The 23174-nt window shown below is 45.7% G+C and carries 28 protein-coding genes and 1 pseudogene; 2 read left to right on the forward strand and 27 right to left on the reverse strand.

What is annotated here, in order from left to right; translation table 11 throughout:
- Nucleotides 1-44: 44 nt before the first annotated feature.
- A pseudogene (locus ACF8MC_RS24995) lies at nt 45-557 on the forward strand (Tn3 family transposase); the annotation flags it as partial.
- A 251-nt stretch (nt 558-808) separates the two neighbouring features.
- Here ACF8MC_RS24995 and dqlB read toward each other — a convergent pair.
- From dqlB to ACF8MC_RS25030, 7 genes are all read right to left on the reverse strand, one after another.
- Nucleotides 809-904: a DinQ-like type I toxin DqlB gene (gene dqlB / locus ACF8MC_RS25000; protein WP_000609145.1), complete on the reverse strand. Its 96-nt coding sequence runs from the start codon at nt 902-904 to the stop codon at nt 809-811.
- A gap of 804 nt (nt 905-1708) precedes the next feature.
- Nucleotides 1709-1987 carry a hypothetical protein gene (locus ACF8MC_RS25005; protein WP_001093608.1) on the reverse strand — a complete coding sequence of 93 codons (279 nt, stop codon included), beginning with the start codon at nt 1985-1987 and terminating at the stop codon, nt 1709-1711.
- Nucleotides 1984-2259, reverse strand: a complete 276-nt coding sequence (locus ACF8MC_RS25010; protein ID WP_000557557.1) for a hypothetical protein — start codon at nt 2257-2259, stop codon at nt 1984-1986. Before ACF8MC_RS25010 ends, ACF8MC_RS25005 begins: the two co-directional genes overlap by 4 nt.
- Before the next feature lie 17 nt (nt 2260-2276).
- Complete coding sequence (locus tag ACF8MC_RS25015) at nt 2277-2531, reverse strand: hypothetical protein (RefSeq protein WP_000510385.1); 255 nt, start codon at nt 2529-2531, stop codon at nt 2277-2279.
- 109 nt (nt 2532-2640) lie between these two features.
- Nucleotides 2641-3462: a SprT-like domain-containing protein gene (locus ACF8MC_RS25020; protein WP_000196235.1), complete on the reverse strand. Its 822-nt coding sequence runs from the start codon at nt 3460-3462 to the stop codon at nt 2641-2643.
- On the reverse strand, nt 3459-3638 hold the full coding sequence (locus ACF8MC_RS25025) for a hypothetical protein (RefSeq protein WP_000136657.1): 180 nt from the start codon (nt 3636-3638) through the stop codon (nt 3459-3461). Before ACF8MC_RS25025 ends, ACF8MC_RS25020 begins: the two co-directional genes overlap by 4 nt.
- 16 nt (nt 3639-3654) lie before the next feature.
- Nucleotides 3655-3921, reverse strand: a complete 267-nt coding sequence (locus ACF8MC_RS25030; RefSeq protein WP_032072053.1) for a hypothetical protein — start codon at nt 3919-3921, stop codon at nt 3655-3657.
- Between ACF8MC_RS25030 and ACF8MC_RS25035 the strand changes: the two genes are divergently transcribed.
- Complete coding sequence (locus ACF8MC_RS25035; RefSeq protein ID WP_000351937.1) at nt 3911-4561, forward strand: YkgJ family cysteine cluster protein; 651 nt, start codon at nt 3911-3913, stop codon at nt 4559-4561. The genes ACF8MC_RS25030 and ACF8MC_RS25035 overlap by 11 nt on opposite strands.
- A 37-nt stretch (nt 4562-4598) precedes the next feature.
- On the opposite strand, the gene ACF8MC_RS25040 is transcribed toward ACF8MC_RS25035, so the two are convergent.
- From ACF8MC_RS25040 to ACF8MC_RS25135, 20 genes are all read right to left on the reverse strand, one after another.
- Nucleotides 4599-5054 (reverse strand): H-NS family nucleoid-associated regulatory protein, encoded by a 456-nt coding sequence (locus tag ACF8MC_RS25040; RefSeq protein ID WP_191686686.1) that lies wholly within the window; start codon nt 5052-5054, stop codon nt 4599-4601.
- An 11-nt stretch (nt 5055-5065) separates the two neighbouring features.
- Nucleotides 5066-7393, reverse strand: a complete 2328-nt coding sequence (gene topB / locus ACF8MC_RS25045) for a type IA DNA topoisomerase (protein ID WP_004199098.1) — start codon at nt 7391-7393, stop codon at nt 5066-5068.
- 3 nt (nt 7394-7396) lie between these two features.
- On the reverse strand, nt 7397-8659 hold the full coding sequence (locus ACF8MC_RS25050) for an ATP-binding protein (RefSeq protein WP_000517490.1): 1263 nt from the start codon (nt 8657-8659) through the stop codon (nt 7397-7399).
- Nucleotides 8660-8741: 82 nt separating this feature from the next.
- Nucleotides 8742-9236, reverse strand: a complete 495-nt coding sequence (locus ACF8MC_RS25055) for a thermonuclease family protein (RefSeq protein ID WP_001215543.1) — start codon at nt 9234-9236, stop codon at nt 8742-8744.
- A complete protein-coding gene (locus ACF8MC_RS25060) occupies nt 9233-9559 on the reverse strand; it encodes a hypothetical protein (protein WP_004208538.1) in 327 nt (108 codons plus the stop codon). The genes ACF8MC_RS25055 and ACF8MC_RS25060 overlap by 4 nt, the downstream gene beginning before the upstream one ends.
- Before the next feature lie 85 nt (nt 9560-9644).
- Entirely contained in the window at nt 9645-9959 is a 315-nt protein-coding gene (locus ACF8MC_RS25065; protein WP_000754496.1) for a TrbM/KikA/MpfK family conjugal transfer protein, read from the reverse strand.
- An 87-nt stretch (nt 9960-10046) separates the two neighbouring features.
- Nucleotides 10047-10439, reverse strand: a complete 393-nt coding sequence (locus ACF8MC_RS25070) for a cag pathogenicity island Cag12 family protein (RefSeq protein WP_000738524.1) — start codon at nt 10437-10439, stop codon at nt 10047-10049.
- Entirely contained in the window at nt 10436-12271 is a 1836-nt protein-coding gene (locus ACF8MC_RS25075) for a type IV secretory system conjugative DNA transfer family protein (RefSeq protein WP_000053822.1), read from the reverse strand. The genes ACF8MC_RS25070 and ACF8MC_RS25075 overlap by 4 nt, the downstream gene beginning before the upstream one ends.
- A 2-nt stretch (nt 12272-12273) precedes the next feature.
- Nucleotides 12274-13308 (reverse strand): P-type DNA transfer ATPase VirB11, encoded by a 1035-nt coding sequence (gene virB11 / locus ACF8MC_RS25080; protein ID WP_000650512.1) that lies wholly within the window; start codon nt 13306-13308, stop codon nt 12274-12276.
- Complete coding sequence (locus tag ACF8MC_RS25085) at nt 13305-13502, reverse strand: DNA-binding protein (RefSeq protein WP_000629109.1); 198 nt, start codon at nt 13500-13502, stop codon at nt 13305-13307. The genes virB11 and ACF8MC_RS25085 overlap by 4 nt, the downstream gene beginning before the upstream one ends.
- A 1-nt stretch (nt 13503) precedes the next feature.
- Nucleotides 13504-14718, reverse strand: a complete 1215-nt coding sequence (gene virB10, locus ACF8MC_RS25090) for a VirB10/TraB/TrbI family type IV secretion system protein (protein WP_001295060.1) — start codon at nt 14716-14718, stop codon at nt 13504-13506.
- Nucleotides 14715-15644, reverse strand: coding sequence for a TrbG/VirB9 family P-type conjugative transfer protein (locus ACF8MC_RS25095; RefSeq protein ID WP_000783386.1), 930 nt, complete (start codon nt 15642-15644; stop codon nt 14715-14717). Before ACF8MC_RS25095 ends, virB10 begins: the two co-directional genes overlap by 4 nt.
- 5 nt (nt 15645-15649) lie before the next feature.
- Nucleotides 15650-16378, reverse strand: a complete 729-nt coding sequence (locus ACF8MC_RS25100) for a virB8 family protein (RefSeq protein ID WP_004199085.1) — start codon at nt 16376-16378, stop codon at nt 15650-15652.
- A gap of 194 nt (nt 16379-16572) precedes the next feature.
- Entirely contained in the window at nt 16573-17628 is a 1056-nt protein-coding gene (locus tag ACF8MC_RS25105) for a type IV secretion system protein (protein WP_000235886.1), read from the reverse strand.
- A gap of 11 nt (nt 17629-17639) precedes the next feature.
- Complete coding sequence (locus ACF8MC_RS25110) at nt 17640-17897, reverse strand: EexN family lipoprotein (protein WP_000759841.1); 258 nt, start codon at nt 17895-17897, stop codon at nt 17640-17642.
- Nucleotides 17898-17906: 9 nt separating this feature from the next.
- Nucleotides 17907-18677, reverse strand: a complete 771-nt coding sequence (locus ACF8MC_RS25115; protein ID WP_000716326.1) for a type IV secretion system protein — start codon at nt 18675-18677, stop codon at nt 17907-17909.
- Between the two features lie 9 nt (nt 18678-18686).
- Nucleotides 18687-21440 (reverse strand): VirB3 family type IV secretion system protein, encoded by a 2754-nt coding sequence (locus tag ACF8MC_RS25120; protein ID WP_000108726.1) that lies wholly within the window; start codon nt 21438-21440, stop codon nt 18687-18689.
- Nucleotides 21441-21464: 24 nt separating this feature from the next.
- Nucleotides 21465-21755 carry a TrbC/VirB2 family protein gene (locus tag ACF8MC_RS25125; protein ID WP_000916156.1) on the reverse strand — a complete coding sequence of 97 codons (291 nt, stop codon included), beginning with the start codon at nt 21753-21755 and terminating at the stop codon, nt 21465-21467.
- Entirely contained in the window at nt 21739-22383 is a 645-nt protein-coding gene (locus tag ACF8MC_RS25130; RefSeq protein WP_000953538.1) for a lytic transglycosylase domain-containing protein, read from the reverse strand. Before ACF8MC_RS25130 ends, ACF8MC_RS25125 begins: the two co-directional genes overlap by 17 nt.
- 232 nt (nt 22384-22615) lie before the next feature.
- A partial coding sequence (locus tag ACF8MC_RS25135; RefSeq protein WP_244341093.1) for a transcription termination/antitermination NusG family protein occupies nt 22616-23174 on the reverse strand: 559 nt, incomplete at its 5' end.

Consider the following 23174-nt stretch of genomic DNA (forward strand, 5'->3'; position numbering starts at 1 on the left):
CAGAGCACTTTGTCGTTTTTGGACGGAAAATCCCTAGAACCCCTCAGTGGGACGAAATGATCCGGACCGCTGGCTCCCTGAAGCTGGGCAAAGTACAGGTTTCAGTGCTGGTCCGTTCATTGCTGAAAAGTGAACGTCCTTCCGGACTGACTCAGGCAATCATTGAAGTGGGGCGCATCAACAAAACGCTGTATCTGCTTAATTATATTGATGATGAAGATTACCGCCGGCGCATTCTGACCCAGCTTAATCGGGGAGAAAGTCGCCATGCCGTTGCCAGAGCCATCTGTCACGGTCAAAAAGGTGAGATAAGAAAACGATATACCGACGGTCAGGAAGATCAACTGGGCACACTGGGGCTGGTCACTAACGCCGTCGTGTTATGGAACACTATTTATATGCAGGCAGCCCTGGATCATCTCCGGGCGCAGGGTGAAACACTGAATGATGAAGATATCGCACGCCTCTCCCCGCTTTGCCACGGACATATCAATATGCTCGGCCATTATTCCTTCACGCTGGCAGAACTGGTGACCAAAGGACATCTGAGACCATTAAAAGAGGCGTCAGAGGCAGAAAACGTTGCTTAACGTGAGTTTTCGTTCCACTGAGCGTCAGACCCCTGTTACCGATGCAAGAACAGGGGAGTTTCATGAAATGCCTGTTTAGGAGTGATTAAAGGTAACTTGTGCGCAGAAGGTCAGGTGTGTGGTGGTTAGTACAGACTAGTGAATGTTGTAACTAAACTATATTTTTATTAAAGGCCGGAGGTGGTGTTCCTCCGGCCTTAATTACGTTTCCGTGTTCATTAGTCGATGAACTGGCGGATCAGTTCCAGAATGGCAATCAGCGCGTTTGCAAGCGCCGCTACCGCCCTCAGAACGATGATTAACAGGTTAATCATCCGTTTTCTCCATAAATGGAGTAAAGACACCGTGGCTTGCTCTTACACTGCCTGTCACCACGGCTTCTCTTCGTCTTGTCAGTTGTAGAGAGTCTCACTCCTGCCAGAGCACAGATAACCAGCACCACCTGTATTACCTGTCAGGACTTTGAACCTGTTCATGCCGCATTTAGCGGAATGCAGGGAGAGACTCACCACAGAGCTAACCCTCTGATTATACGTTTATCTAACGTTCAGGCAAACCGTTAACGCACAGTCACTGCCCGTCATATTGCATAATCAGGCTTCACGGATTATCATACTATTGTCAGTTGTAGAGAGTTTCCCTTCCGGGCTGAGTTACCAGCTCGCACCGGAACCGTAAAAAAGCCGACCTCACCAGTCGGTTTTTTTACGTCTGCGGTTTCCCGCTTCGTTTAAATCTATTTTAAATGAATAAATTGTTCTGCGGCAAACCCAACAACATAAGGACGTTAGGGTTGATGGTTGCCGAAATCGCGGTGCGTTACGTGAATTCTGAGGTTTTGCGAGGGGGATTGGGCGCGAGAATTTACGAGAGAGCGCCGGAACAATGCCGGGATCACAAACCATCACCCGTGAAAGAAATCTTCCGGCATTGCCCGGTCAGGTAGTATGACATTCATTGTCAACGGCCATCAATTTATAAGCTGCTTTGCACTTCATAAAAGATCACCACCAGGGCTGCTAAAACAGTACCGATAGCCAGCACGTTAAAAAGTACGTCCTTCATCTTTACGAACGACATACTGATTTGCGTCCTTTCCCTTTTGTCAGCCTTCTCTATCATCCAGCGTTGGTATGAATCACTGTTACTTTTTCTGTCCATGTTCCCCCCAATTCATCAATGAGCACCAGGCGGCCACCAGGCTTCTTGCCAACAAAGTAACGGCCTCGCGGCAGACGTTCGCCAGTCTTCAGCCGTTCGATCCAGTCCTGAAATGCAGGGCGCGGTTTATAGCTGTAGCGGCCAAAATCAGCTAAAGACTGCGTGACCATGACTGTTTGGCAGCCATGCTTTCTCATATCACGAAACGTATTTTCCAGTGCAGCCAGTGTATTCATTTGCACGTTCTCTCTGCTTTTCCCATGAAGATATTAACGACACTCAAAACTAACACCGTTGGCATGATCACGGCAGCATAGCCGACAGCAACGGCCTGATATATGGTCAATGAGTAGTCGGGCTGTTTATACAATACGACTGAAAAAATGCTCCCCAAACAAGCAAGCAGAGTTAAAAACAAGTAATCGACAAATCTGTTTTTATAGATAACCCATGCAACGATGCAGGGATATGACACCAGGCACAGGATAATCGCATTTGTGGTATGCACGTTTCGCTCCTTGTTATTTAAGGGTTGTCAGCCAGATCAAACAGATTGTTCAGGCTGGAACGGAATTGTTTTACCGATGATACCAGCTCCTGACTCCGCGCTTTTTCCTGCGCCAGTTCACGCCGTAGCTGCGCCATCTCGTCTCTGTTACGCTGAAGCTCAAGGATAGCCGTCATAAAGGTTTTGCTGGCTGATGCCTGTCCGGTCGCTTCCTGCGCCTTTTTAATGGCCTGATCTTCGTCGTCATTCGTTCTGATTGTGTAATGCCCCATGATACCCCTCTTTTGCTGTCATTTTTGCGCTGCCGGCGCGAACCCGGGAAGAAACTTTGCTGGCAAAAAACACTGGCCAACAGATGTGACCGGGAAAATTTGCTGGCAATTAATTTTCGATGAAAGCCAGCTCGCAATCGCCGCATTCAATATTCAGTCCGGCTTTGCCCCACACGGCAGCGCCACACCCGCGACACTGATATTTAACTTTATTTCGTTTTGGCTTGTCCTCAAATGCTGCAACTGACAAATCATTGTCATTGCTCCCGGCCATATCATCTGAATGGCTCCCGTTCTGCGGTGACACTGACGGCAGCAGAGCCATAGAAAGCACCGCTTCTATATCAATCCCGGCCTCAGCATTTTGATGCGCCAGAGCAAGCGTTTCGCGCCATTGCTCTATTACGGCGGTCATATCTTTTTGTTGTTCGACCTGGACAGGGAAGCGATCAAACCAGCTCAAAGCAAATTGCCCCTGGAACAGTTCCAGTGTGACGCGCTGGAAGCGGCCACCAGGGATCGGATAGTCATTAATCTTCTGGCCGACTTTCGCACCACCAGGTCTCCCGGTGGAGGAGGGCATAAGTCCGATACTTTCCATTTTTGCCGCCCACTGCGCATTGTGGTACGTCTTACGCGACGGGTTGCCGTAGTGGTACTGCCACATATGGCACTGCTCATGAACCAGCGTTTGCATGACTTCAATAAGCGGGTACACCGGGAAGTATTCAGGATTGAGGGCGATTTCATCAATCATCCTGCCGCTGCCGTCAGCAGCAACAAAGCGCCTGTAACTGAAATAGCCCATTGTGTTCTTGCCGCGCTGGAACGTAATCAGACAGTCAGGGAGTTCGCCGTCAAAAAGGCGCTGGTTATAGAAATCAAACGCCTGTTGTAGCTCGCTGTAAGCGCGTTCCGTGGCTCTTGTCATGCTGAAGTTCGCTTAGCGGCGTTCCGATATTCCTGTAACTCTGCAACAATAGCAGGGAACACATCAGCGCAACGCTGTGCCAGCTTAACCGCCTTTGAACAAACGCCCATACCATGTGCTCTTTTGAGCGCCTCCAACAAATCTGCCAGTTCCTCGTCAGTGATTTTTTCAGTCATCTATTAAGCTTCTCCATTATCTGTATCGTACGATACAGATAATATAAACCACACCTTTGATAGCGGCAATCTTTTTTGCTGGCAATTTCACGCCCAGGGCGGGCATCGAGCGGGTAATATTGCTGGCAAAAATCAACGGCCAAACCGGCTGCAGGAAACTGGTTTGCTGGCAAGCGTGATTTACTGCTGGGCTTGACACCTTGCCATTGTATGACGCTTGTTTTAGTGTCAAATGAACAACCAGCGCGAGAAGAATATAGGAAGCAAAAGCAATGGATATCAAACCTAACTCAGTGATCCACCTGGAGCCAGGCGAAACATTACCCGGCTATACCAATCTGAAACCCGTACCTGATAAGTATTTCGATGAGTTAAAGGCACTCATAAATAAACTCAATACTCAATCCGGTAATATTTACCTCAAGTTAAAACAGATGTACGCCTTTTTGGATCGTTTTAACAAAGAATTTGTGAGCACGTTTACCTCCTGTCAAAAGGGGTGCTCTTCGTGCTGTAAAATGGATGTTCATTTAACCGCGCTTGAGGCAACACATATTGCACAAGCAAGTAAACTTACTGCCAGAGACAACCCGCTTACGACCGGGCATGAGTCAAAATGTCCGTTTTTGTCTGAGAAGGGAACATGCTCAATCTACAATTACCGCCCGCTGTTATGCAGGACATATCATGTACTCACTCCGCCGGAGATGTGTAATGACCTGGATGCACAAGTCATGCAGTATGGTTCTCAAAGCGCGAACATGGGAAATCACATCTACAAAACAATAGCAGAGTGGATCTATTTTCAGACGTATCACTGCACTGGTAAGTTAGAAACCAAAGATATCAGAGACTACTTCCCTTATCCCCGCGAAGATATCCAAAGATTTCTTCACCATAACCCCCCGCGCCCTTTTTGCTAAAAAAAAGCCTCTGACGCAGTGTCAGAGGCTTGTTAGATTACTGTTCGTCACCAGCAGTGCTGGAAGCATCTTTTTTGATGAGAAACTCATCAAGAGAACGGCCAGCTTTTAACGCTTCGTCGATTGGTTTTGGTGTCCGGCCACGACCAGACCAGTATTTCGTTTCGCCGTTTTCATCAAACTGATATTTAGGCGGCGCTTTTGGCAACGTCTTTTTGCGTATTTTTTGCGCATCTTCGGACAGGCCAAGCAGTTCTTCCGGTGAAAAACCTTCTCCGGCAATCAACTGGAGCAGTTCCTGGCGCTTTCTTTCGCGCTCTGCGCGTTCTGCTGCCTCACGCTCTGCTTCTTCACGACGTTCTTCGATCACGGCGTTAAGCTTTTCCTGCATTTCCAGCAGTTGTTCAAAGCTGGTTTCTCGCGCAAAAACACGAACAGAGCGAATATTCAGGAGTAGCTTTTTTGTTGCGTCAAACGTTTCATTTTCACTCATCGAGTTAATCCTTATTTTTTACTGAACTGAAACCCAAGTTTACCCGTAGTTTTATCCTGCAAAACAATTGCAGCGTCAAACTTTTTCCCGGTTTTATTACTGGTAAAGCCTTTAATCTCTCCGGTTTTACCTTTTTTGATTAATGTCTCAACCTGATTTTGTGTCAGTTTTTTTCCTGACACTTCAGACCAGATTTTAAACTCGCACCCGGAACAGAAAAAGCCTTTAGGCCGGATAATAATTTCTTTACTGCATGAAGGGCAGGGGGCTTCGAGCCGGGACATGGAACCTTCTGATCTGGATTTTGCTTCCATATCCGGTTTGCCGTCTTTGTCCGGGAATGTTGTCTTGCATTCAGGGTAGCAGGAGCATCCCCAGAAAAAGCCATTTTGCCCCTTACGCTTACGCAGGAAACCGTTGTTACAAACCGGGCAGGGCGTGGCATTTGAAGAAATCGAAATTCCGTTCCTGTCCAGCTCGTCGATTAACCCCTGGACGTACTCATCATTTTCCTTAATAAACTCCTCAACTGTCAGCTCTCCGGCTTTGATCTGAGACTGCTTTTCAGCCCACAGAGCGGAGATATCCGGTTTAGTGATTTCAGGAGGCAGTGCAGCGCAAAACTCCTGGCCTTGTTTTGTGGTTTTCCATACCAGCTCCGAATACCCCTTTTCTTTTTCGATGGAGATAAGCCCGGTATTTGCCGCCAGTTTCTCAAGAATACCCGCGCGGGTGGCTTCCGTTCCGATACTGCCACGATCACTGCTGCCCTCGTCTTTCGCTTCCAGCGCCTTTCTGAGAGCCGGATCATCAATGAATTTTGCCGCACTCGTCATGGCGGCCAGTAACGTTGACTCTGTGAAATAGCGAGGTGGTGTAGTCTTTTTCTTGTCCACGTCTGCCGATTCACACAGGCCGCTGTCATTAAATTTCAGCAATGAAAGGTCAAAACCGTCCGTTCCGGCATCTTCGGTTTCGTCCTCGTCATCACTATCCTTACCCAGCGCTTCCCAGCCCTTTTGTACCAGAACGCTCTGTGTGGCCGTAAAGGTATCCCCCTTAATATCAAAGTGGATTTTCGTCTTGTTGCGGATCGCATCCGGGTAGAACAGCCCGATAAAGTAGACGGACACCAGGTTATAAACGTTCCGCTCTTTTTCATTAAGCTGAATACCGGCTCCGCTTTTTGTCGTCGGGATGATGGCGTGGTGCGCCTCAATCTTACTGGCATTAAAGGCTTTGTGTTTCTGGCCTTTATCCATATCTACGATCGCAGACGCCAGTTCGGGTACGGTGGCCGCTATAGCAGTGGCAATATCTCCGGCCTGGTAATAATGCTCATCTGAAAGATAGCGATTGTCAGAACGTGGATAGGTCAGAAGCTTGTGAGTTTCATACAGCCCCTGCATCACATCGAGCGTATCTTTTGCAGAATAACCAAATCGCTTTGCGCAGAGCTGCTGAAGCGTGGAAAGGTTAAGCGGAAGCGGAGGCTTGCTATTTTCCGGCTTTGTCGTCGCGATAGTAACAATAGCATCCTTACCCGTAACACGTCCGGCAATATGCGCGGCCTGAGCTTCGGAGATCAGGCGTTTTTTCTCGTCTATCTGATCGTCGTCTGTTGTCTGATATTTCGCCTTAATCTGATGCCCGTTCATCGACAGACTGGCGAATACATCGTAATAAAAGCTTTCTGTGTGATTCTGGTTCGCCAGCGTGCGCATGTTCACCAGACCAAGAACGGCACTTTGTACCCGGCCAACGTTCAGAACGCCGTCATAGCCCTTCTCACGGCCTTTTAATGTACATCCCCGCGTCATGTTATAGCCAAAACCCTGATCGCACAGGGAACGCGCCAGGGCGCTTAACGTCATACCGCGAAATTTATCGTTAGGTTGTAAATTCGACAGTGATTTTTGCACTGGCGCAAGGTTGAGGTCGGCAACAAGCAGTCGCTGGACGGGTTTCTTGTTTCCGGCATAACCCAGAATCTCATCAACCAGCAAACATCCTTCATCATCGGGGTCGCCTGAATGAACGATGCTGTCGGCTTTATCGATAAGAGACAAAATAATGCGGGTCTGTGCTTCTGATTCAGGCTTGATTTTATATTTTGGCGGATAAACCGCTTTAATGGGTAAATCACTATAACGCCAGTTGGAATATTTGTCGTCATAATCCTGTGGGTCGTAAAGCTCCAGCATATGACCATAACACCAGGTAACGACATCAGAACCGTGTTCAAAATAGCCGTTTTTCTTTTCTGTATTGGGATTTCCGCCCAGTCCTTCAAAAATAGCCTTTGCTAAAGACGGTTTTTCTGCAATAAAAAGTCTCATTAATCAATCCTCAAGGTAACTTGAATAGTCAGGCTGCGCACCATTCTTTTTAAAGATTTCTTCCCTTTCCTCTATGTCTTCTTCTGCCTCCTGCACACTAAGGTCAAGGGTTCCTTTCAAAAAGGCACGCGCATTCTTGATTACATCTACTGTTAATTCGTTTTTTGTTCCGCGAATCATGCCAATAGCAATATTTATTATCTCCTTTATTTCAGCAGGAGTCGTTCTGTCCAGCACCGCGCCAAGTTCTTTAAGGTCAATATTTATATCGTCTGGTAAGTACATTTTGGCACAAGCGGCAGCGGCTTTAGTCCGAAAAGCACCTACAGATATGATTCTGTCAATTCTGCCAGGGCGTTTTCTGATGCGCGGATCAATCCGGTTAGGATAGTTCGTTGAAAAAATAACATATGTCCCGGCAAGATTTCGCGGTGTATCAGCCCCATCAAGAAAACTTAACGTTCCGGCATCAGCCCGATAAAGTTCATCAACCTCTTCAGCTATTATGATAACGGGTATTTTCTTTTGAGCTGCGGCATAGCAAACATCTTTAAAGTAATCATCAGCATAAACAAATACATATTTATCCTGATATTTTGCCCCCAAAGCTTTTGCGATAGTCGTTTTCCCTGTGCCCGGAGGACCAGTAAAAAGCACTTTTCGCATTCCTGACTGACCATAACGGGTGTAGAAATCAATATCCGAAAAGAACTGATTAAAGTCATTCTCCAGCTCATTAAACTTTGGATGAACAGAAAAACGTAAAGCGTTTTCTATTTCTTCCTTCCTTGCCTTACCGTGATAATAAACGCCGTCGTAACACCCGATTTTCCAGATACCTTTACGGGGTAAAGAGCGGTTTAATTTAGCGCGTCCAGCTTCGCAAAGATTATGAAGCATCGACATACTTTTGGTTGTGCCAACTGCGTACTCCATTCTGACTTTAGAGTTAAGAATGAAGCGAATAATATGAACCACTTCATTTTGACCAAGATGAATCCGGTATGCTCCCGAACCATCTTTAAACATAAGCTTTTTAATCCTCCCGGCTTTAGCCATAACAGGGCTACTTCCCGTATGAACGACGGTTGAAGCAACGGGTTCGATATCAAGATTCGAATAAATTTTACGATTCTTTCTGTTTATAAAAATCTCTGCCACTTTAGGATAGTAATCACAATCCTTTACGACAGTACCAAAATTATCTTCACCGTAATATTCTTTATGGAGCCGTAAAGCCTGCTCTACCAGAGTTAATTTACCCATATGCGCACCATGTATATTAAAAACCGTGACGTTGCCTGAAGATTTTCTTCAGGCAGAGGAGGGGTTGGACAAGCGAAGCGCGTCAGTTTTGTTTATGACGCCACTCCCACGGAGGAACGGGATTACTGTCAGCCCACAGGCCGCGCTTCTGTGTCTGAGCTTCCCGTTGCAGAGCCGGTAATGAGTTATCGGTGTTGTACCTGTCATAAACCCATGCAGCCCCTTTTAGCACTTGCTGGCGGTTAGCCTCAGTGCCGTTCGCTGTCACCACTCGTCCCAGGACTCGCCCGTAGCGATCTGTTTGCGTATAAGAGACGGTAACTGATTGCCCTGCCAGCAGGGCTTTAAGTTGATTGGTTGACCAGCGACCAAAGGGTTGTTTTTTTTCCGGTGCATCGATATTTATCAATCGGACTCGAATCGGAACTTCATACACAACAATTTTCGCGGGTAGTGTTTTAACTTCGATGGTATCTCCATCGAGAACGCGAATAACTTTCCCCTGAATCTGAGCAGCACACAATGTAGCTGGCAACAGGGCAACAGCAAAGGAAAGAACATTAAAAAAATGTCTCATTGCTTTCTTCCCTCCCATATTGCTGAGAGTCTTTTAAAAATGGATAAAACGACGACTAAAGCCACTGCGATAACAGCCAACGAAGGAAGTACATAGCTGTATAACTCAACCATGAAATTAATAAACTCAATGAGCGATTGCGGCTTTAAGGAAGCATCCCACAAAACGATAACAAAACGATAAAGCCCATAGACAATTGCCGGAAACCAGACCATAAACAACAAAATTTCAGTAAAAACAGAAGCGACCGATTTGACACTATCGATAATTTCAATTCCGGCAATTCTCACACTTCTTGCATCAGGTACGTTAATAATTTTCATCCTCCCACCCCTGTAAAAAATGTTCGCAAGTTCCAGTCTCAAACCTGAAACTTGCGTATTCACATCAGAATTAAATCAAACAGAATTAAAAGTTTTTCAATCGGCCAAAGCTTGAAATAATTTTACTTACTGTACCTGCATCAGCCGCAGGACATTCATTTAGTTTTTTCTTTCTGGCATCTGCCGTGTGATCGGGTAAAAAACCATGTTTATTCTTTTTCCTGATTGACATAAAACTTTTATACATCGGGTCACATTCTGCCGGACTACTTCCGTCAAGTTTTCCGGCAAGGCATAACACCATTGCACATGGATCGTTCGGGTCGGCCTTTTCCTCAGCATGAGCAGTTCCGGCAGCGAACGCACAAAGCAGCACTGCCGTGGTTACGGTCTTTTTCATATACACCTCATGGATAACGGGCAACTAACGCCCTGCGGTTGTTCAACCCCGGCTCAATAAAATTACAAGAATTTTATTAATCCGGCGTTATCGTGATAAATAAACACTGGTAGTCCGGCAAGAAAAACAGTTCATTTTATAACGATACTGTATGACACCGTTTGCACCGTTCGCCCTCAACCAGTTTTTAGCTGTGAAAAAGTCTGTTCCGTTACTGGTTTCAACAATCACTGAATCAGAATGTGCAACAGAATAAAAAACAGCATCATCGTAAAGGCGGTTTTCAGGCCTGAAATTATGGATAACCTTAACCCACGATGAATTAACCTTGTCTGATTTAATAACTGAGTATGTCGGTTGCCAGTCCATTAATTGTGTATTCACCGTTTCAGGATTCTGTTCCCAGTCAACCTGTGGTGGTTCAGGCGGAGAGGAACAGGCAGAGAGAAAAAGGACACTGACCATTAACATTTTTTTCATAGTAAAACCTCTGACTCCAGCTCACCGACGGAGAGCATTTTTTCTTTAGAAGGATATTTAAGCCCTTTAACACCCAATACTTTTTTAGTCTTATTCAGAGAGGCGGTTAACTCGGTAAGTTTGGGGCTTACCATCATCAGCCTGTCCATAAAATACGGGTCGAGGAAGTAGAGGGCTTTCTCAGCTTTAACCGGGTTTTCACCTTTAAGAATGATAAATTCTTCTTTAAAATCCAGCGTTCCCAGCTCCTGCGGGAGCACAAGGGCGCGCTGCGCCTCACTTTCTGAACTGCTTTTCGACGTTGAGCGTCCGCTTGTCTTGCTTGAACCTGTCGATTTGGTGGTGATATAGCCCAGCTTTTCCGAAATCTTTTTAGCGTCATCTTCTTCACTGACAGCGTAGATAATCCGGCAGGGATGCGCACTCATCAGCGTTTTGGCACCTTCAACACCATAGATTTCATTAAGCTGACTGATATTCTGGTAAATCGTCAGAAGTTTGAGTTTAAACCCGGCAATATAACCCGAACCTTTTTTAATGATTGGCATGTAACCAATAGACGGAAACTCATCCAGGAACATCAGACAGTCATGTTTCAGTGTCGGGTCAAAGTCAGGGTTTTCTCGTAACGTGACTTCCACAACGAAGTTAAAGAACAGGTTGAGGAAGTCATAGGCCAGGGACATATCTTCAGCATTAACGCCAACATAAACAGTGATATCTTCCCGGCGCAACTGGCGAAGGTCGAAATCATTGCCGTCTGTACATTTGCGAACAGTCGGAAGATAAAACAGACTCATTTTCTTACGAAACGAACCATCAATACTCGAACGTTGTTCGTCTTCGGTTTCGTGATACTCCCTGATTTTGGTCAGGGCATCGCGCAGATGATACAGCGCGTTTTCATCAAGTCCTTTTGTTCCCTCCAGGTCTTCTCGCTTACTGAGTATCAGCTCCCGGTCGATGTTGCTGTACAAATCGACTACAGAACCAATTGAGAAAACAGGTTTAAGCCCGAACTCACCAAGCCAGGAGGGGTCGTAGTTAATAAAGAAATGAAGCAATTTTGCCAGCCCCGTCCAGTACTGCCCCGCGAGGTTATTAAAGTGTGCTTCCGCTCCGGTCAGACCGTAAGACGGGAACAGGATCTCAATCAGCTTCAGCAGGTCTTTAGCCCCGCTCTCTTCTTTTAAATCAATATAGAAAAGCGGGTTAAACTGATGCGTTTTACTGTTGAAAGGGTCAAGAAGATAGACCTTATTACCCAGCAGTTTTTCACGTACCTTACTGGTGATTTTCCACAGTTCCTGTTTTGGATCTAATGCAATCAGGGAATGTTTCCTGACCAGCAGGTTTGGAATACCTATTGCAGCCCCTTTACCTGCGCGGGTTCCTGCGCCAAGTGATACAAAATCTGGTGCGGTATACCACAGGTATTTACCTTTATATGCACCTACAAGAATATCAGTATCGTTTTCTTTCTCCCATTTCAGAAGTTTCGATTTTCTTAAATCATTATCACTGGCAAACTTCGCGTCACCATAAAGAGCAACATCCGTTTTATTCAGTTGCCAGATAATAAAAACAGGCACAATGAGAGACGAAACCATACCTGATAAAAGAGAGGGGATTGCGGTTAACCTGATATCTGTCCGTATATTACTCTCTGTTATTATCCGCCACAGCAGCATGGAATCAAAATTCTTCCATATATAAAGCGGCGTTTTTCCGTTCAGGAAGTAAACAGCAACTGAGCCAGTATAATACGTCACAAGACACATAACCAGACCGATAAAAGCCCACTGGCCTTTATCGGGTAGTTTCAGAGACATAATCACTCCTTCAGCTTTTCAAAGTATTCCTGAAAATGAATATCACGATAGTAAATACCCGATGCAAATCGGTTATCTTCCTCATCGATGTACTTAATACTCATAATCACATCGACGTTGCTTAACACCCTCCGCAATATAATGTTATAAGGCAAATTCTGACATTCAGGGTTCATATAGCACCGTTGAACCAGTCCAAGCACAGCATCTTCAGGGGTGCTCTCATGGACGGTTGTAAGGTTCCCTGCATGGCCGGAACTTGAGCCTTTGAGAAAATCCCAGGCTTCCGCGCCGCGAACCTCAGTCATGAGGATTCTGTCCGGGTTCATACGAAAACCAGAACGTAAAAGAGAAGCGGAACTGACAGTGCTACTTTCCCCTTCTGACGGGTAATACAATTTCACATGATTTTTGTGGAACCTGAACTTTGCTTCATCTGTATCTTCAATTGAAATACATCGTAAATGATGGGGTATGTACTGAAGACAGGCATTTGCAAAGGTGGTTTTACCCGCCCCCGTTCCGGCACAAAATACCATCGTTTTACCCTTAACCAGGCATTCAGGGACAAATTGTTCAAAACAATTATCTTTAAACATTGAAGATAATTCATCTTCTTTATCCCTGAATTTCCCCCCTTGATTTAGCCTTGAGTAAAACCCTTGTTTAACAAAGGTATCATGGTCGATAAACACACTGGACGGCTTACGGATTGTAATAGACACCGTTTCCCGTTCCGTTGCCGGGGGAATAACTATTTGTACACGCTCCCCTCCGGGGAGCGTAACAGAACGTAAGGGATATTCTGGCGTAACCGACCCACCATCATGATAATCAGAAATTGCCCCTGCAAATGACATACAATCTTTAAAATCCATTTTTAATTCATGCTGCTGCCATTTCCCACTCACTTTAACAAACAGTTCATCAGGCCGATTTACCGCGATTTCAGTTAAACCATCGACTTCATTAAGCCAGTGGTGGAAGTATTCATCTATTATTTCATAAACAATATGTCTGTTCTCTGCATCCTTCATAATTCACCTTTTCCTTTAAGATCTTCAATAAAACGCATGACTTCTTCGTAATTAAATCGATGCGTTTTGATTTGTTTCAGTGGTTTGGGGAAAGGAACGCCATTTATTGGTATGCCCTTACGAATATGATGGTATATTTCGCTTTCCCTTATTCCTAACAGCATTGAAAACTCTTTGATATCCAGCGTTATCAAATTACCTCCGGGTACCCACCATTTTTAATTTGTAGATGCTGGAGAAATCCAAATCCTGACCAACGATCAGAGTAATGATTTCCCCCTGGTTTTTATAAAGCGTTGGAGGGATATTTACGCTGTTTGCAAACGCTTCGCGTGCTATATCAGCAAAAGCCTGGCGACTGTTAGCTGTATAGTCGGTCTGATTGTCTTTATTACTTTTAGCCGCTCCACTTGCGGCCTGTGCCACATCGGGGATCATGCCAACCATCATCGCGCCCATAAAGCGATCTGCAAAATGTGTGTCAATCCAGCCTGAAGCCCCGGCCTCACCCAGCGCTCCCGCCGCCTGTGTATCAATCAGCGGAATATCAATGAAAGGTTCCTTACGTGTTCTAAGCTTCGTAGCAGCGATAAACACGGCTCCCTGACCATGATTGAACGTGCCCGTTTTATACATCAGATATGCGGCTGTTCCCTTTTCAATTAGCTTTACATTCCTGTTTGCACTGTATACGTCCTCATTAATCGTACAGACCAGCTTGCCAGCCAGATCAGAAATAAATCGTCTGTCCAGCGAGCACTTAATCGCGGTATTTTCAGGAATGAAAAGGTTAGGGTCATAAGGAACGCGCGTAATTTTAGAAAGCTGCGCGGGTTGCCCTGCATTAACAGGCTGAACCTCTGCCTGTTTGTCACTGCCGTCCCCCTCGTTCCTGGTATTGCTGGCCGTTGATGAGCTACCACCGGAATTTGAGGAAGCAGAGCTGCTCCCCCCATAGGCCACATCCAGCGCACGACTGAAGTTTTGTTGTACTTTTTCCGGTGGCGTTTCCGCTTTGCCGCTGCTTTCCTTCCGTTCTTCCGTCTTAGCCGGTTCTTCCCTGGTGTTGAATGGATCAACATCATCGCTGAGTCCTGTCGCGCGTTTTACTGAACCAGTAGATACCGCATTACTGGCAGGCTTATCATCACCGCTGGACATTGCACGAATAATCGACGGGATATAGTAGACAGACACCCCGGCGGCCAGCAGAAGGAAAGCGGCCACAATAATCACCAGCCCCTTACGCGATTTTTTAAGCTTCTCGATACCCAGGCGTTTTACTGATTTACCGTCATCTTCATCTCCCTTATCCGTTTTATCGTTTTGCTCAATTTCTTTCTGATGCCGTTCCCGTAGTGCCTGTTCAATTTCTACAGCGGTCGGGATTTTATTTTCCTGTTCGCTCACTGGATCACCTCTTTCTCAACGTTCGGGGAAACGGTATCTCCTGCCGGAAGACGGACTTTGCCAAAGCCCCGGTTTTCAACCCCAACAACCTGATTTCCCATACGCAAAACAAAGCGCTGGTCTACAGGAACACCAACAACGGTGAAACTACCGCTGTTTTTGACTACCGGGTTAGTCAGCGTTTCCTGTTCGCCGCTCATAACAAAGACGCTGGGGATTTTCTTCAGGGGGCTGAAGCCAAACCAGGTATAGCGGCCATCGTCATACGCATAATCCGGGCTGATTGACTGGCTGCCGTCAGCTACCCGCTTCCAGTAATCCCAGTTCTTGGGCGACTTCGCATTTTCAAGAGAACGGTTGATTGCCTGCTCCTCCTGCCGCTTGTTAAGAGCCTCAATCCGTTTCTTCTCGATTTCGGCTTGCTCCTTCCGGCGTTCCTGCGGGTACTGGTAATTAACAACAAACGCGATCTTATCCGGCTGCCGGAACGTTCGGGCGTTCAGCTCCATGCTGTAATTACGTTTTGTTGTGCGAACAAACAGGTTTGTTCGCCAGCGTTCCAGGTCGTTTTCAGGATCAAGGGCTACACTGACCACCTCTGAAGACTGGTTGCCATTGTCATCGGTACTGTTCTTCTGTACGGTCTGTTTGACGGGCTTCACTTCGAGATACACCAGGTTATCTTCTTTGTTCACTTCCCAGCCCTGGGGAAAGCCGGTTCTGGCACTGATGACCGTTTCATCCTCGTCAAATACCAGTGTGGTTGTATAGCCAACCGCACTGTTTATGACTGTCGTGTTTTGCGGGTTATAACTGACAATCTGATTACGGGGATCAAAACGGCTGGCTGCTGGCGTAACGGCTGCATGGCAGACGTGCGACACCAACAGAAGCGCCACAATTAGCGCTCCTTTATTCATTTTCATAGTTTTCACCCTTTCACTTCTTTATCGCGTACATAGCTCGTTACAACGAATTTAAGCGGGTTATTGTTTCGGTCACCCGATGCCATTTCGACCTGTGGTTCAATACGGTAGGTCAACCGGACGTTCCAGTATTCATAATCATCCTGGCCTGTCGCGACATTTCGAATGGTTAATTTAAACCGGATATATGCTCCCATATCCTTATCATCGCGCCGGGATGACGGACTGATAATCACGGACGGATTATCCTGAACAGATGCGGTTTTTTCCGCTTTATTATAAATAACCTTTGGTGACTGGTTGCCGTTGATTAAAGCGTTGTAATCCGTCGCCACATTCTCAGCGCTGTATAACAGAACATAATCATAATCATGCTGGAGACTGAAATAGTTATACCCTTCACGACGCTTCACATACTGAGTAATGAAGTATTTCGCCAGCGCTTCATTTTCAGAGAGGTTTTCTTTTTTAACAGAAGTCAGTCTTTCAGCAACGCCAGTGACACCATTAATAAGATAAGCTTCGACAACCGTACTCTTTAACGGTAGCGCTCCATTCAGTGCCAGCAGAGACAACACACCTACGGCAATTCCTGCAATACCACCGAATTTATAAATGCGGTTCATTTTCTCCTGCATCAATACATTTTTCTCTTCAAAAGTAGTTGAAGAGTCTGTTACTTCTTTTTTCTTGTTAAAACCGGGAAGTTTTAATCCTGAGAGTTTAAACCCCATTGCGCATTACCTCTGCTGAATTAACAGGTTCGCTTTTTCCGGATACCGGAGGTTGTTTATGTGACGCCTGGCATCCGACAAGGCAAAGCGTCACGATAGCCGTGATAAGTAGTTTCATAATGTGAGAACCTAAATAGAGGAGTGAATATTTACTGCGGAATACTCAGAGTTGACAGATTTAAATAATAAATCGGTTAACCTCCATATTTCTTTTTCGCCGCATCTATCGCAGCCTGGCGAAGCCTCTTAGCGCCAATATTAACGCCCTGCCCGGTCAGATTCCCCAACTTACCGGATACACCAGGAGACTGGTTGAACCCTCCATCCTGACGGCGAACGCCTTTCCATGCGCCAATCCCTGCATTTTTACCCATACCAAGCAGATTACGCCCCATACGGGAAGCGCCGAACACGCCAGCACCAATCCCCATTGCGGCTGCCCCTTGCATCGCGCCTTCAACACCTACCCCTGCGAGCTGGGAAGCATAGGTTTTGGCTTGCCAGATAATCCAGGCCATAAATGCACCTGCAACCCCGGCCTGAGCACCTGTTGATATCAGATTTAATTCATCTGCGTTAGCTATCGAGATTGTCAGAATGCCATTAAGGAACGTCATTCCCGCTTTAATTGCCAGTCCACAAAACAAGAATATGAAGCATGAGCTAAATATTAACTGAAGCCAGCTATTAAACATCTGCCTTAAAAAACCAAATGAAAGACAAATAATAAACAACGGCGCGGTAATAGTAAGTATCTTAATAGTAACTTCGGCGGCGAGATAAACTATTGAAGTTAGCAATAATGCAATTATCCCTCCAGCATATGTTAATAAAGATGCGATTGCCCCATCTGTTTTCACATACTTCGAAGTATCTTTGGACATAAGATATGCAGCTACCTGCTGAACTTTCTCCCAAAGCTCGTCAACCCATTTCCAAGGATCACCTCCTGCAAATGTTTCCTTCAGCCCATCAATGGCCTGAGTTGCACTATCTAACCACCCCCCCATATTTTTGACAAAAACAAGAATTAACCAGAATCGACATAGATTCCATAAAAAATCCTGCACTGCGGTTTTTTGCTTCCCAACTATTGTGGTATAAGCATACCACAATATATAAATGGAAATACCATACTTACCCAACTGAGACGCTATTGAAGAAAAGTTATCTAACTGACCAGTCAAAGACTGGTCAAGAGTTTTAACAATAACGTCATGAGCGGCCTGGAAATACCTAGAAGTTGCCATAGTGGCTCCTTTTAACTTCCATCTTTACCCAATACATTTTTGAATGCATCTTTATAGTCAACATGCTTAGGATGTAATTGCTTATACCTAAACAAACCTTCCTTAGCGTTTTTACAATTTTCGCTATCACTCCCAGACTTTTTGCATTCAGCTACTTTTTTCGTTGCATCGTCTACGTGAGACTGCCACCAGTCTACAGATTTAACCTCTTCACACCCGGTAAGAAAGAATGTAAGCCCCAACGCCGCAACTAATCCATATTTTTTCAAAATGCCCCCTCAGTTCATTTCATAACTCTGCTGCTCAAATGCTGCCTTATAATCAACAACTGGAGTTTCTTTATTAACAGCCCCTAATTGTTTCTCCTGGAAAGCAGCCTGTAACATTTTCTCCTTGTATTCTGCAAGATCGCGCTGCTTATCGCGATACATTTCATACTGAAATTTGAGCTTGTTAAATTTCAGGCTTGCCAGAGATACAGCGTTTGTCGCGTCCTGCGTGGCTTTCGTGTCCTGGGCGTTCTTCACCTGGTCGATAAGGTCGGCCATTTCCTGATTATCTTCACGCAGTTTACTTTCCAGCTTATTGCCGTACTCGATCCCCGCCAGTTGGGACAGGAACGAGGCTTCACAGCCCCGCACCAGGTCGCCCGTATATCCCAGCCCCTTACAGGTGTTTGTCACCTTATAATCGGCCAGTAGTGATCTGGCTTGCTCAGACAGGGTGGCTTCCGGGTTCTTAATGTAATCATCAATGAAGGAGTTCCCCTGGTCGTAAATATTCTCCAGCTCCTTACTGACAGATTGCGCAGACTGCACCAGTCCCTGAACATCACGAATGCCCGTTTTGGTCAGCAGCTCCTGCTTATAGGCATTAATCTGTTTCTGGTAGTGGTTCACGGTGTCCTGCCACTGTTTGAGGCGTTCTGTCCAGCGCTGCGCTTCGACAGCCCATTCAGGGTTTGCATCAATGGCAACGGGAACACCAGCCTGAGCACCAGAAATAACCGTAACAGAGGCGATAAGTGCCGCAACGATATGCTTTTTCATAGGGATTCCTTAAATCAGGTTTGCACGTTCCAGATAGGTATCAAGCCACTCTTCCGGCTTCATACCCTCTTTCCAGATTTCATCGAACAGTTCAAGCTGGGGTTTCGATGCGCTGAGAACCGGTAGGTAATACGCCGCTTTTCCCAAATCCAGTCTTGCGAAAGCCGCAAAATCATCACTTTCCCCCTTCCTCTGTGGGTTTTTGACGACCAGGAACTGACGAGATAACGGGTCAATGGCTTTAATTTTGTCAAAATAAAGTTCTCTCACTTCCAACTCGTCTACGTACTCACTACGTTTCGCTTTGGGGTTCGCCAGATAAATATGTGTTGCGCACTGCTCACGAACGGCAGCCGCGATAGGTGATTTAATTAGTTCATCCGGCGATTGTGTCGCTACGACAAGCACCATATCCAGCTTACGCGCGGTTTTGAGTTTGTTATAAACAAAATCTCTGAACGCTTCGTTGTTAATCCATTGCCAGAACTCATCCATGTAGATAAGGAGTCGGCGGCCATCAGCCAGCATGGTGACACGGTAGATGAGATAGAATGAAGCGGCGCTGGAAAGTACTTTGTTATCCAGAAACTCCGTTCCGTCTATACCGAAAACGTCCAGGTTGTCCACATCAAACGTATCGTCCGGGTTATCAAACACCCAGCCAAATTCCCCTCCCTGCACCCAGGCATTCAGGCGTGCTTTAAGCCCATGCCGCCGGGTTTCAGTATCATCAGGCTCCAGAATGAGTGGTCGCAACTTACTGATCGGATAAGAGCGGTTTGACCTCTGCATCAGGCGCTCAACGGCATCAGAAATCAGGCGGTTCTGGTAATCATCAAGCGGCTCACTGTTAAGCGTACAAAGTAGCCTCACCAGGTCTTTCATAAAGGAAATATTTCGTTTGGTTGGTGGCAAAGCCGCAGGGTTCCAGCCAGTCGGCTCTCCTTCTTTCACCCGAAAGTAAGCACCTCCCATTGAACGTATACCGGGTTCCGCTGCCCGATCTTTGTCGAAAAATACTGTAGTTAACTTCTTTAATTTCCTCTCAGGTGGAAAAGACTCCGGCGTTCCGAACTGCTGGGCGGCGAAAGCCTTAGTCATCATCACTACCGTTTTACCCACGTTTGACGTACCAAGAATTTCGGTATGCCCCAGCGTGGGGTTTTTACCGAAGTAATTTTGATGCTCGGTAGTCATGTGATAGTTCAGGTTATAAATATCATTTCCTGAGCCGCCCAGGGTGATAAGGTTGTTACCCCAGGTATTTCCTTTCTCCTTGCCCGTAAAGAAATTATGGAAGCTTTCCATTTCGGCAAAGTTCAGACTGCTGATAGAACTCAGGCGTGGCCGTAACGTGTAGTTACCAGGTAACTGAGCAAAATACGCTGCGCCAAGACTCAAGGTTGAATAGGTTACGATCAGCCCTAAATCCTCCAGGGTCGTCGTTACAATATTGGTGTCCTTCACCAGACGCTCCGGCGAATCTGCGTAAACAATCAGTGTCTGGTGACTTTTCCCGAAAGAAATATAGCCGCTGGAGACCATATCGAGACCAACTTTCAAATCAGCGAGCAAGGATTTAGCGGCATCATCGGTCATTTCGAGTTTGTCGATCTGATCATCCAGCGCCTTGATTGCAGACTGCTTGTCTATCGGAGTAAAAGAGGAAGTCTGTACATACTCAACCGGGAGATACATCAGTGCATCAAAAATTCCGGCATCCGTTTCCTGAAAGTAGTCCTTGATCTCGATGCAACGAAAGTACCGGGCATGGTCAGAGGCAGTGATTTGTCCAGCATCGTTACCAAAGAACAGGTCTTTACCACCCAGGTATGTATAAAACGGACTATTGGTGACTCTGACTTTCTGCCAGCGCCCGGATAGCAGTTTCTGGAACAGCGTAAGCTGTTCTGAATAAACTATATTATTTTCTTCATATAACCCAAGACGACGGGAATGAAACCGGGAGAGATAGGTGCTCAATCTGCCACATATTTCATTCATATCATTAATGGGTTCTTCGAAGATATTTTTATTACCCTTTTTCCTTGAAAGAAAATGCGTCACTTTATCTTCAGCGCTGAACGGTTTATAGCATACGGTTAAGTATAATTTGTTTTCAAAATACTCAGCCGCCGAAAGCGATTCGTAATAATCGTTCATCACTCTGTTGACGAATGGGATCTTGCTGTCAAATACAGGTCGCACTTCTTTTCTAACCCGAATACGATGCGTATAAAAGGTAACGGGTTTCCCATCAAAACTACGTATCAGCGTATTGAGCTGGTCAGTAAGCAAGGCTAGATCCGCTTCATCTACACATTCAAAATAAGCTCCGTCAATCTGCCAGGTCGCCAGTAGATCATGGTTTCTGGTAACAATGAGGTTATCAGTGATGTGTGATGAATACGGGATTAACTCTTCAAGAGAAGACTGGTCTTTAAGCTTCATAAAATTGTCCACTTTCGATATATCGACTGCGTCGTACGAACTCCCCGCATAATGGACGGCATTGAAGCGCTTGTTTGCCAGAGGATTACCTTTGATTTGCATTCGCAGATAAAGCAGGTCAAAAAAGCGTTCATCTATCTTCGTAACTCGCTTGATGGCATACCAGCCAGGGAGGATGAGGGCATACATAGCCTCATGAATCCAGACACCAAGCAAAACGCAGATAACGCACATTCCAAGAAAGGGGTAGAGCGGAACGCCCAGCCCCCTAATCAAAGCGGGGCGTGTCAGCCCTTTAAAAACGGTACTCATTTTTACGCCCCCTTTTATTACATATTACGCTAACCAGTCAGGCAGATATGGCGCAACAATAAAGATGATAATCCCGATAATTAAAGGCGTAATCCACGCTGCATGCTGGCGTGAGAAGATAGCGATATAACCAATTACCAGCGCAATGATGGTGATTGCTGGCTTACGGATATCCGTCAGAAAATCGATAATCTTCTGCAAGAAGCCAGTTGTTTTAGTGGATACATCATCAGCAAAGGCGGGTTCTGCTACACAAAGCATCAATGCAGCCATAAATACAGAAAGAGTTAAATAACGTTTATTGAGTTTTAACATCGTTTGTTTCCTTTTCATCTAAAACAGTGCCACGCATGGCATATTGGGGATATACGGTAACTTCTTTAGGTTTGATACTCTGTGTTACATTCTCCTTTCTGATTGCATCTTTAACTGAAGGAACCACCCAGTTTTTTTTGTTATCAGGCGGATTAAACCCTATGCGCTGTATATAACTGGTGTTATTAAAATCTGATTCAGGTTTAGTTCCTGTTTCTGGATTGCCGGAATAATAGCAACTCAGGCCACGTAAAATATCGCCACCACGTTTATAACAATCCACCAAAATTTGCTCTGAAACCTTGAGATTTTCGCAGGGGTCAAACATTTTCTCAGCGGTTGTATTGAAGTTTGCAAAATTCGTACTCGTTATTTGCATAAGACCGACTGAGTAACGATGATTTCGTGATTCAATTTGATTTACGATCTGGAGTGCAGCCTCCTTAGTTTTGGGAAAGTAGGACACTACGCCTTTGTCACCGGGCTTACGTTCAACCTTCGGTATTATCTCGGCAATAGCATATGGGTTAAAACCAGATTCAACCCTTGCAACTTCATGCGCAGTATCGGGATGAACGCTGGCCGCGCATTGCAAAGCAAGCGCCGCAAAAGCAGTAGTAGATAACATGATTTTCTCCCGGCCAGAACAGCGCGGAAAGTTTAGACTGAATGGTTAGTCATCGAAGTCGTCATCGTCTTCATCGTCTTCGTTTATCAGCTCCTCAATAGCCTGGCTGGAATATTTTTTTATGAGGTACTGGACAACACCAGAGCTTGAAATACGTCGCCCCCTGCGATAGCCAATCTCCAGAGCAATTTTATCCAGTTCCTCACGAGAAGCTGAGGGCAGGTAGAGTGTATTACGTTGGGGCTTGCGTCTCGTTGCGGTTTTTTTTCGGGTAGCAGTCATTTTTCTTCCGTTTCATTTTGTGGGTTAAGCTTCTCTCTGTGATGTAGTGGATGAAAGCCATACTTCTTTGCTGCGGATTATCCATGAGTAGAATTTCAGCAAAATCGTGTGGAATTGATTTCCTTAAAAGATTTGCCTGAGCTGTTGTATGTGATTGTCTGTACAAAAGCTCCGCCATCACATCTTCTGGTACAGGTAAAGGCTCACCGCCAAATGAGATAAAGCGTTGTACGTAAGGGATAGCAGTTATTGTAGTGGAATGAACCTCTTCAAAATCTGCCTGGATAAAAAGATAACCGGGAAAAAGCGGCAAACGTCTTTCTCGATATGAAATTATCTTATCCGGGCGACGATACCTTTCAGTCTCCATAGGACAGAAGTAAGAGAAGTTCAGGCGTTCGAGATGAGCAAAAACTGCTGCAAATCTCGTAGTGGTGAATTGCAAAACATACCATTCCATAGTTTTTCCTTTCAGGCGCTCTCTCGACTCGGATGACCCCGAATCAGAG

The organism is Serratia sp. LACPHL-BACT-2024-00286 (assembly GCF_043109535.1).
Lineage (GTDB): Bacteria > Pseudomonadota > Gammaproteobacteria > Enterobacterales > Enterobacteriaceae > Serratia > Serratia sarumanii.